This window comes from Bacillus sp. AP50, from assembly GCF_040492675.1.
GTDB classification, from domain to species: Bacteria; Bacillota; Bacilli; order Bacillales; family Bacillaceae_G; genus Bacillus_A; species Bacillus_A cereus.
Genome location: NZ_JBEUTW010000555.1, coordinates 1 through 2,231, shown reverse-complemented (window position 1 = coordinate 2,231; position 2,231 = coordinate 1). Strand labels below are relative to the sequence as shown.

The window sequence follows — 2,231 nt, the reverse complement described above, 5'->3', positions numbered from 1 at the left end:
AGATTTTTGTCACATTTTGTTAATTTCTGTTGATAAAATTATTTTTTCTTTCTTATTTAACTAATTGTATGCAAATCCCCTTTTTCCTTCACATATTTTCATTATTTCCGTAGTCAAAACGACTTTTTTTGCATCATTTTTAATTCTTGCGTACAATAGAAAATGAAAGGTGTGAAAAATATGGTAAATAAAAATGTGGAAGATTATCTCCAAGAAGGCATTTACGGCCAAAAGCAAAACAAACCAGAAGAACGTAATATGTATTTAACTACATTACGTGAGCGTGTGGAAATCGCTTTAACAATCGGTCAAGTAATGCAAAGTAATGTATACTCTGAAGTGGCGGGTAGCATGCGCCCTTCTCAATCATTACAACTCCTCCTAAATGGTGGCATTGCTTACCCACATTTATCAAAATACATTAAATTAGCAAACGAAAAAAATGTTCCTTTTACAATTGTTCAAAATAAAGATACAAAAACACCCATCGGTTTAGTATTAACTCATGCTACTGCTGTAGATAAAGAACAAATTTATGTAGAAGATACTATTTTCAAACAAGAAATGAAGTAAAAGTTACACTTAATTAAATAGTTACTAGCAGCGTAAAAAACGAGTATGGAATCGTAAACATTTCCTACTCGTTTTTTAGTGCAAGTTTTAAGTTTTTCTATTTTATTTTTTAATACATACTAATTTCATTTCTGTCATTTCTTCTATTGCATATTTAATTCCTTCACGCCCCGTACCACTTTCTTTCACACCACCATAAGGCATATGATCTACTCTGAACGTTGGGATATCATTAATCATGACACCACCAACCTCTAGCTCATCAATTGCACGCATTGCTTTAAATAAATTATTTGTGAATACACCTGCCTGTAAGCCGTAACGCGAATTATTTACTTGTTCAATCGCTTCATCAAATTCTTTAAATGTATTTACTGTCATGAGTGGACCGAATACTTCTTGGCACTGCACAGATACATGATCTGGAACATTTGTTAATACAGTCGGTTCAAAAATTCTTGCATCCCGCTTCTTACCACCGCATAAAACAGTTGCTCCTTCCTTAATTGCTTCTTGAACCCACATATCAATTCGCTCTACATCTCTTTTTGAAATTAAAGCTGATACATCCGTTTCCTCAAGCAGTGGATCACCAACAACAACTGATTCCATCGCTTTCTTTAGCTTCGAAAGAAATTCATGCATTTTCGTTTCATGTACAAAAACACGTTGTACTGAAATACAAACTTGCCCATTATTAACAAATGCTCCCCATTTTACACGTTCAATTATTTCATCTGTTAACTCTACATCTTCATCAATGATAACAGCAGCATTTGAGCCTAGTTCTAACGTAACTCGTTTTAGCCCAGCCTTTTGTTTTATTCCGATTCCAACTTTTGGACTTCCGGTAAAAGTAATAGAAGCAACGTAATCATTTTTGACGATTGCCTCACCAACCGTGGAGCCAGGACCAGAAATGATATTTAAAGCTCCATTTGGCAATCCTGCCTCTTCAAATAACTCAACTAATGCATAAGATGATAATGGCGTTTGATCAGCTGGCTTTAATACAACTGTATTTCCGGCAGCGATTGCTGGTCCAACTTTATGCGCTACTAAATTTAATGGGAAATTAAATGGTGTAATAGCCCCTATAACCCCAATCGGCTTTCGGATTGTATATGCAATACGCCCATCTGCACCAGGTGCGGCGTCTAATGGCAATGTCTCACCATATATACGCTTCGCTTCTTCAGCTGCAAATTTGTATGTTTGAACAGTACGATCTACTTCTCCCCTTGCAGCACGTATTGGTTTTGCAGCTTCTTTTGCAATAATCTCTGCAAATTCTTCTCTTCTTTCATCCATTTTTTGTGCAACTTTCTCTAAAATAGTCGCACGATCATATGCAGATAATGTATTCATTTTTGTCATTGCATTTTTTGCAGCGGTAACAGCCTCTTTTACATCTTCTTCCGTGCCTTGTGCAATTTCCGCTAATGTTTCTTCAGAATATGGTGCATATAATGGTTTATACGTGTTTACAGATTTCCAATCTCCATTTATATATAAATGCTTTTTCATACTTCTTCTCCTTCCAAATATATGTATACAACAATACTTCACCTAGTGAAAGGTTTGACTTATGTCATTGTATCATAGCTCCTATCCCTCAAAAAACATTATGCTCAAAAAAACTCTGCTATATAGCAGAG

General features: G+C 35.3%; 2 protein-coding genes. One reads left to right on the top strand and one right to left on the bottom strand.

The features are described from left to right. Positions 1–180: 180 nt before the first annotated feature. A complete protein-coding gene (locus tag ABWK52_RS26510) occupies positions 181–573 on the top strand; it encodes a YueI family protein (protein WP_000247557.1) in 393 nt (130 codons plus the stop codon). 102 nt (positions 574–675) lie between these two features. Here ABWK52_RS26510 and ABWK52_RS26505 read toward each other — a convergent pair whose 3' ends face one another. Further along, entirely contained in the window at positions 676–2,100 is a 1,425-nt protein-coding gene (locus ABWK52_RS26505) for an aldehyde dehydrogenase family protein (protein WP_000716459.1), read from the bottom strand. Positions 2,101–2,231 lie beyond the last annotated feature (131 nt).

Coding starts and splice junctions, on each gene's coding strand:
- ABWK52_RS26510 (WP_000247557.1), top strand. CDS start 181: ATGGTAAATAAAAATGTGGAAGATTATCTCCAAGAAGGCATTTACGGC.
- ABWK52_RS26505 (WP_000716459.1), bottom strand. CDS start 2,100: ATGAAAAAGCATTTATATATAAATGGAGATTGGAAATCTGTAAACACG.